Here is a 7,839-nt window from a genome sequence, read left to right on the forward strand (position 1 = left end):
AAGACAAGATCGTCGTCCCACCGACGCATTTTGCCAAAGCAGCTCAACGACGAACATGCCGGCTTGGCGCGCCGAAGGGCCGCCGCCTTTCCCGCAAGCGGCCCAGCCCGCTCGCCGCCGGGGTCAACCCACGCCAATCTATCCACCAACGCTCGTCCCATCCGCTATGCGTAACACCAAGCTGATGTCGCAGGGTCGGTCACCGACCCGGTACGCCGTCGAGAAACGACGAACTGGCGCTGTCTTGAGCCACCGGCAAGCAAATCCATTGCTGATCCGCGACTGCAATAAGCGTTAGCTGGAGCGAACATGCATGCTCGCGCCAGACGCAATCATCAGGACCCTTGCCTCGGTCAATTGGATTGGAGGCCGTCATATGAAGTGCAGACCGGTGTTTGGGCAGCTGTTATCGGTCGTCCAGACTTTGGCATCTTTGGTGGACGCGAGCAGCTCGCGAGGGATGCATCCGAACGTGGCGCTGCTCCCACAATAGTCGCAGTTCTCCTGTGAGAGCCTCGCGCAGGCCCTGATCCAGCGTGATTGTGTCGAGGAGATCCGCGAGCACGGCTTCGCCTTCGATCCGCGTCAGCAGATCGAACAAGCCATGTGAAATACGCGCACAGTCACGGTGATCCGTTCGGATTTCGCAGACGGTCTCGTGGCGATCCTGCGCCGTGTATGCGCGGACTTTATGCAGGGATACATAAGGCGGCAATGAAACCGCGAGCGCAGTCCAATCCTGCAGCGTTGCGGCCCGTTTTTTGACGAGGTACGGCCCGACCACAAGTCCATCCAGCTCTGTTGTCAGGAACGTGGCAATCGAGTCTGCAACTGAATCTACGATCGGCTCTGCATTGTTGTTAAAGGACGTATTGAGCAGAATTGGGATGCCTGTCCGCTGCTTGAAGGCATTGATGACGTCCCAGTAGGCCGGACTGGCCTTGCGCGATACTGTTTGCAGCCGAGCCGTACCGTCGACATGCGTGACGGCGCCGAGCAAGTCACGCTTGGAATCGCGCACACGAACTACGAAATTCATGAAGGGAAATTCGCACGCACTGCCCGGGAGGTCGAAAAATTCGCGCGCATCCTCCTCCAACACTGATGGGGCGAACGGGCGATATCCTTCCCGCTTCTTGACCATAGCGTTGATCCGGTCCTTGTTTGAAGCGGGCCTGGGGTCGGCAAGAATGCTGCGATTTCCGAGCGCTCGCGGCCCGAACTCCGAACGACCTTGCACCCAGCCGATCACCGCGCCACCGACCATCCACTCGGCTGCCCTATCCGCCACCTCCTCAGTGCGTTCAAACTCCAGGTGCCCCGCCCATGCCTTTAGTTCCTCTTCGACAGCGTGATCGCTCGCGAGTTCCGGCCCCCAATAGACCTCCTGCAATCGCGTACGCGGCGCTGGGCGGCCCAGCTCATTAGACACGATTAGCGCGGCGCCTAATGCGCATCCAGCGTCATGCGATGCGGGCTGCACGAAGATGTCTTCGAAAAGTCCTGAATAGAGTAGCTTGCCGTTCATGGAGCAATTGTGCGCAACTCCGCCGGCCAGGCACAACCGCGTCATCCCGGTGGCCTCACGATAATGGCGAAGAATGTGAAACACGATGCGTTCGAGCGCTTCCTGTAACGACGCACTCACATCCATATGCTGCTGAGTGAATGGCATTCCCTTTTGCCGAACCTGAATGCTGCGGAGCAAAGTCGGACCGATGCGGTCCAGGTGGACGCGATACTCGCCGTTTGCAGAGAGTTCATAGAATTGCTCGAAAAGCTCGCGATAGGGGACGGGATCGCCATAGGGGGCAAGCCCCATTACCTTATATTCATCGAACAAGCCGTAGCCGAGATACCGGATCGTCTCGAGATAAAATTGCCCGAGAGAATTGTTCTCTGGGAAAGTCGCAAGTTGCGTAACTTCAGTACCAGATCCAACCGCCACAAGGCCCGACAGGAAATCACCAGAGCCATCAATCGCGAAAATCAGACTTTGCTCGAAGCCCGACATTGCAAAAGCACTCACGGCGTGCGCCTGATGATGACTTACGAATGAGATACGCGAAGCGTCGAGCTCGGTACCGAACTCCTGCGCCAGCAGCTGCTGCATCAACAGTTTAGCATCCAACGGAATGGAGGCGTCCGGCTGGGAAACAAGCATGTTTTCAAGCATTGCGTTGCTATAGTCTTCGGTAGCGTAGAACGCCACTCGATCGATTTCGCTGAGCTGAACCCCAGCTGCTGAAAGACAGTATTGAGCCGCACTAATTGGGAGCTTGTTGGAATGTTTGATCCGATTGAGGCGCTCCTCTTCTACCGCCGCAATGACCTGTCCGTCCCGGACGAGCACCGCAGCGCCATCGTGCATGAATGTGTTTGGAATCTGAAATCTGTTTTCATAGACTTTGTCCAATCCGCCGTTCAATCCTAGACACAGCATCTCGCTCTCCATTTGTCGTACAGGAATACTAAATTGGCTTGTCTCGAGACCGTTCGATCAGAAAGACAGGCCGCGTTGTCGCTCGCGCCCGAACGCCAGCCAAACATTACCGGCCTCAAGGAAATTCTATGAGGTCCGCCGGGATCAACATAAGATCCTGTGCTCGAGACGCCGGGCGTTACATAGCGTTGTGGGATTGAATCGACGCCAGCCAAAACCCTTCGCGGCACACGCTGGCGATGTCGTTTTTATTTGCGCCCATAGCGCATGGTTTATCTCCTTCTCTTTCGCGTCAGCGCATCAGTCGGCGGCGCAACAGCGCCATCGAGAGGAAGAATGGCAACAGCGCGTACAGGCCGAGCACACCGATGTGCAGGGCGATGCCGCCGATCGGGCGATCAAGCATAACCGGACGAATGAGGTCGATCGCATGTGACAGCGGCATGCATCGCGCTATCTTCTGAAAGGTGTCAGGCAGCTGATTCAATGGGAAAACGGCGCCCGAGAGGAACAGCATGGGTGTAAGGATAAGCGTCTGGTAAAATACGAAGTAATCGTAGCTGGGCGAAAGTGCGGTGACGACCATCGCGAGGCTGGCAAATACGAACCCTGTCAGAGCGATGAATGGCAGCGCATAGAGGACGGACGGCCAGGCTGTATAGCCCAAGGCTGCGGTGACAATGGTAATTGCCATACCGGCCAGGAAGGCTTTGGTGGCTGCCCACGCCAGTTCCCCCAGAACGATGTCGCCGAGGGTAACGTGCGTATACAGCATGGCTTCCCATGTGCGTTGAGAATGCATGCGAGCGAAAGCCGCGTACAGTGTTTCGAGGGTAGAGGCGGTCATCGCACCGACCCCGACCATGCCGGCCGCCAAAAAGGCGATGTACGGCGCACCGTCGACGCGGCCGACCATTATGCCGAGGCCGGTACCGAGGCCGAAAAGGTAGATCATTGGATCGGCGAGGTTACCGAGAATCGCCACGAATGCGACTTTCTTCCATGCCAGATAGTTGCGGCGCCACACCGCAACCCAGTTCCACGCATTGGCGGGCAGCACCGCCGCAAGACCTTCAATCATCGTTCACTCCTCCATCTCGCGCCCGGTCAGCCGCAAGAAAACATCCTCGAGATTGGCTGGACGCAGAAGAAGGCGCAGACTTGGTCGCCCCTGGAGTTGCGTGCGCACCTGATCAGGGTCTGGCCCATAGCAGTAGAGGGTTTCGCCGCTGATCTCGATGCGCTGAGAATGTGGCTTGACCAGCGAATGCAACTCGTGCGGATCGCCGCCGTAAATCTCCATGACCTGGCATCCGATATGCTCGTCGATCAGAGCCTGCGGGCGGCCTTCGGCGATGTAGCGACCCCTTTCGAGCACGCACAGCCGATCGCATAGTCGCTCAGCCTCTTCCATGAAATGGGTCGTCAGGATAATCGTCTTGCCGCGTGCCAACAGCGCGCGCAGCCGCTCCCAGATCAGGTGGCGCGCGTGCGGATCGAGGCCGGTGGTCGGCTCGTCCATCACAATGAGCTGGGGGTCGTTGATCAACGCCCGCGCCATCGTCAGGCATCGCTTCATGCCGCCGGACAGTTCCGAGACGCGCGCATCCGCCTTGCGCTCGAGGCGAGCGAACTCGAGAAGCGACGGGATGACCGCTTCGCTCTCGCGTGTGCTCATGCCGAAGTAGCGTCCGAACACCAGCAGGTTCTCGCGTACCGTGAATTCCTGGTCAAGGTTGTCGAATTGCGGGACCACGCCAATGCCCCTACGTGCCAGCCGAGCGCGCGCCGGCACCGGGACGCCGAGCACCGTGATCGTGCCCGCGTCAGGGCATGTCATGCCGAGGAGCATACGCGCAATCGTGCTTTTGCCGGCCCCGTTTGGTCCGAGGAGGCCGAAACACTCTCCCGACGCAACGGTGAACGACAGGTCGTCGACAACGACCTTGTTCCCATACGACTTGGTTACGCCGGCGAAATCGATTGCCACGGTCGACAGAGAGTCATGCACGGAGCTTTTCGCGCTTGCCTGCCGGTGAGACTCCCGTTCGATCGGAGGAGTCTCCGGCCGCCGCAAATCCTCTGGGCCCAACTTTCGCGTCAACACTTGATGTTTCTGGTCCTGGCTCAAAACTCATCTACCTGCGATCACGTGACTATTGCTGTTCGCTGTAAGCTGCGTCAGATCCCACCAAGGCGGGCTTTGGAAGGGCGCCGTCGATGTCTGTCACAGTGGCGGCCGAGCTTCGCGACAACCAATCGCTATTGCTCAATGTACACAGCGCGTATGCTTTCAACGGGAGCAAGAGAAAGATGTTGATGAGTGTGTGGAGCGAGAATCCGAGGAATCGAAGTTGGCGCGCACGAAACGCTGCCACGCTGCAGCGAACTATAGTCATGACCGCAATCGTCAGGCATGCCGTCCAAGGCACAGTACCTGTCGTTATGAATTGCGCGAGCCCAGCCAGGAGCGACAAAGAGAGCAATAATGGGCCAAGATTCTGCCCGATCACGTCCAATGTGAGATAAATATTAAGGCCGCGCAGCAGTTGGAGCGACAGCAACGTGTCACGGAACGTGCTCCGGGCCCAGCGAAGCTGTTGGCGCAGATAGGGACCCATGCTGCTGGGAACGACTGTTGCCGCGACGGCCTCCGGGACATACTCTGTTCGAAAGCCTGCTTTCAGCATCAGGATCGTAAGGTGGCGATCCTCACCGAAGTCGCTCGGCTTCCCTCGAAAGCGCTGCGTCTCGTATTGATCCAGCAGCGAAACAAGCGCTGATCGCCGGTACATGGCACACGGACCGCAGCAACACATGACGGCACCGAACCGAGCCTGCGCTGCCCGCTCTTCGTTGCAGGCGAGCCAGTATTCCATGTCAATCAACCGCGTCAGCCAAGTTTCATTGCGATTACTAGCCGCCAACTGGCCCATGGCGGCGCCGATCGCTTGATCTTGCATCTTTAACGCAAGCCTTGTGACGACGTCCGGCGCGAGTATCGTGTCCGAATCTACATTGAGCACCAAATCTCCGCACGAGCGGCGAACCGCCGCAATCTGTGCCTTGCGCTTTCCGACATTCTTTGGGAGCGCAATGAAGTCGAACCTCGGATCACGAGCGTATTCCTCGTGTACACCTACGAGGGCATCGCGGTTTCCAGAACCGTCATCAACAACATAGACCTGCAGTTTTCCGGCGTAGTCCTGACTTGCAATGGAAGCCAGGCAGTCCGAGAGGGTGCGAGGAGCCTCGTTGTAGCACGGGATAATGACATCGACGCTCGGCCAAGGCTCACAGCTGGCCGGTTCGCCCGAGGTCGGCGGTACGTTTGTAGGCAGGGTATAAAACACCTGCGCGGTCTTATAGACGGTCGACAGCAGCGCATAAGAGCAGACTGCAACAATACTGGCTGGGGCAAAGAGATTCATGAGATGTTTTCAGTGAATTTGAGGAAGCGAGCGGACAATAAATCCGCGGTCAATGCTGGATTCAGATCGATCAATGCGATGAGGGGCGGGTCGCGCTGACTGACATCATTGCGGGTGCTCTTCATAGCTCTGGACCGTTCCGATCGATCAAAGTGCCGGCCGGCCACTCGCTCATTGAGCGTCCAATTGGGAGCACCATGACGAGTACGTCGTCGTCGACTCGCGTGGGAGGCAGATCGGGGTACACGTCCGGGAGGGTTGAACGCACGCGAACGCCCGACAAAATGCTCGCCAAGCCTTTGCGGCAGAACCTCCCAACATGGTTCCGGAGCGCGTGCCGAACCGTGCCGAAAGCGAATGGAACGCCAAGCTGCTGCAGCACTGGATACATCGCGCTGATCGAATGGGCGATTCCTAGCCCCTCAAGATCCGGACGCACCCCGTATAGACCGAGTTCAGCGACAAGCAGATCAGCGTCGTCAACTTTGATGTATCGGCGCAGCAGGCCCAAGTGAGCCGCTATCCCGTGCACATCATTGCCGATTGCGCGGACCTCCGGCCTCGCACCGGCCCAACTTCGACCGCCTTCGAATTGCTTTCCATTAAAGGCTCCGGTAGGCTCATAGGTCTTCCGGAAGAACTCAGAGAGTTCGAGGTGATCGGAAAGCCGCAACTCATTTTCCCAGCACAACCTCCACTGCACGTCAGAGCGCATGCGAAGACTTCCTCTTTTTCGGGTTCTTTTGTGCACCTCACGCGGCAGAGCAACGCGGTGCATGTCATGTGGGGGGTCTATGAACGACCCGCCCAGATTGGTAAAATTGATTGTTTAGATCGCGAGCATCCACGCTATGGATGTTAAAACCCATGCGTTTCGAAGGCCCATGATCTGAACCTTCCGGCCGTGCTCGATTGGCCCATAAAGCGACGGCACCGAGGCAGCTGTCGGTGACACAACCTGCTTCAGAGCGGCCGCCAGCGGCGTGGCTGCGCCTCGTGCCGAAGCAGCGATCAAGTGGAGGATGGGCCCGACTGTTAGGCGTCAGCAAACGCGGCGACCGTTGACGCACGCTGATGATCCATAGGCGATCGCGCAGCTCTGGATCGCGCCGGCGGCAAACAGGTTCCGCGAAGCGGCAGCCTCGACAAATTGCGGCAAAGGCGGCATCCCAATGGCGCGGCGGTCGCGCTCGGCAACAAAAATCGTCTGGTCGCTGCTCGCTGCCTGGCAACCGGTACTGTCGGTTAAAGCAGCCTGACGGACCTGGAGAGCGAGAAGGAGGGCGCACCTCGGCCTTGCAGCAAAATGACAGAGATTGGGAAACGGTCACCCCGTCGCTTCCGAACCTGATGTGTGGACCGTCCGAACCTGATGTGTGGACCGCAAAAGCTTCGGCCGACGTCTGGGGCCGTTGAGGTGGAAGCGGGCGAAAACCCGTCGAGGCTCGCCGCGCTCAACATCGATCCGCATGAAGAAGCCGGATATATGTCAGCTGTTGTGAGCATCAACTGGATCCAGCTAACTTGTTGCAATCGGGCGCTCTTATACGTCCACATATAGGGTCAGCTTGACACCACGAGCGCACAGTGTCTCCAAGTCAACTTCGACAATTCGTTTCATCAGGAAGCGGAAATCGGCTTTCGGAAGCGGGCCAGCAGGCAGTCTTCATTGATCGACGCGCCCCGGCACTCGATGCGTGTCATCTCGATCAACGATTTGTTCATCATGGCGCTCCAAGCAAAGTTGGCCTATTCGGCGGCCTTCGGGAAGGCGATCGCCGGCTCGTCAAGCGAGCCCGGTCTTGCGGGGGTCTCTACAGTCGCACCGACCTTCTTGCCGCGCCGGAATACCCGTCGGAAGAATGCATAGAAGCGGCTGTTCTTGCTACGCGTGAACACCATCAGCATCGACGGTGTCACCACCAGAGTCAGCAAGGTGGCGAAGGACAGGCCGAAGACGATCGC

At 58.2% G+C, this 7,839-nt stretch carries 6 protein-coding genes and 2 pseudogenes; 1 reads left to right on the top strand and 7 read right to left on the bottom strand.

Going from position 1 to position 7,839, the window contains the following annotated elements; all coding sequences use genetic code 11:
- Positions 1 to 406: 406 nt before the first annotated feature.
- From AC0L3H_RS12645 to AC0L3H_RS12665, 5 genes are all read right to left on the bottom strand, one after another.
- Positions 407 to 2,443 carry a carbamoyltransferase family protein gene (locus AC0L3H_RS12645; protein ID WP_473585675.1) on the bottom strand — a complete coding sequence of 679 codons (2,037 nt, stop codon included), beginning with the start codon at positions 2,441 to 2,443 and terminating at the stop codon, positions 407 to 409.
- A 292-nt stretch (positions 2,444 to 2,735) separates the two neighbouring features.
- Positions 2,736 to 3,524 carry an ABC transporter permease gene (locus AC0L3H_RS12650; protein WP_473489054.1) on the bottom strand — a complete coding sequence of 263 codons (789 nt, stop codon included), beginning with the start codon at positions 3,522 to 3,524 and terminating at the stop codon, positions 2,736 to 2,738.
- Between the two features lie 3 nt (positions 3,525 to 3,527).
- Positions 3,528 to 4,550: a nodulation factor ABC transporter ATP-binding protein NodI gene (gene nodI / locus AC0L3H_RS12655; protein ID WP_473585676.1), complete on the bottom strand. Its 1,023-nt coding sequence runs from the start codon at positions 4,548 to 4,550 to the stop codon at positions 3,528 to 3,530.
- Positions 4,551 to 4,599: 49 nt separating this feature from the next.
- A complete protein-coding gene (gene nodC, locus AC0L3H_RS12660) occupies positions 4,600 to 5,874 on the bottom strand; it encodes a chitooligosaccharide synthase NodC (protein WP_473585657.1) in 1,275 nt (424 codons plus the stop codon).
- A 121-nt stretch (positions 5,875 to 5,995) separates the two neighbouring features.
- Entirely contained in the window at positions 5,996 to 6,589 is a 594-nt protein-coding gene (locus AC0L3H_RS12665; protein ID WP_473480706.1) for a NodA family N-acyltransferase, read from the bottom strand.
- A gap of 248 nt (positions 6,590 to 6,837) precedes the next feature.
- On the opposite strand from AC0L3H_RS12665, the pseudogene AC0L3H_RS12670 reads away from it, so the two are divergent.
- Positions 6,838 to 6,936 (top strand): annotated as a pseudogene (locus AC0L3H_RS12670) (transposase); the annotation flags it as partial.
- Between the two features lie 558 nt (positions 6,937 to 7,494).
- Here the strand turns inward: AC0L3H_RS12670 and AC0L3H_RS12675 are convergent.
- Together AC0L3H_RS12675 and AC0L3H_RS12680 are read right to left on the bottom strand one after the other, a co-directional pair.
- Positions 7,495 to 7,581: pseudogene (locus AC0L3H_RS12675) on the bottom strand (SAM-dependent methyltransferase); the annotation flags it as partial.
- Between the two features lie 42 nt (positions 7,582 to 7,623).
- Positions 7,624 to 7,839: hypothetical protein (locus AC0L3H_RS12680; protein WP_473585658.1), on the bottom strand; the 216-nt coding region annotated here is incomplete at its 5' end.

The sequence above is a fragment of the Mesorhizobium sp. WSM4816 genome, from assembly GCF_055811535.1.

Coding starts and splice junctions, on each gene's coding strand:
- AC0L3H_RS12645 (WP_473585675.1), bottom strand. CDS start 2,443: ATGCTGTGTCTAGGATTGAACGGCGGATTGGACAAAGTCTATGAAAAC.
- AC0L3H_RS12650 (WP_473489054.1), bottom strand. CDS start 3,524: ATGATTGAAGGTCTTGCGGCGGTGCTGCCCGCCAATGCGTGGAACTGG.
- nodC (WP_473585657.1), bottom strand. CDS start 5,874: ATGAATCTCTTTGCCCCAGCCAGTATTGTTGCAGTCTGCTCTTATGCG.
- AC0L3H_RS12665 (WP_473480706.1), bottom strand. CDS start 6,589: ATGCGCTCTGACGTGCAGTGGAGGTTGTGCTGGGAAAATGAGTTGCGG.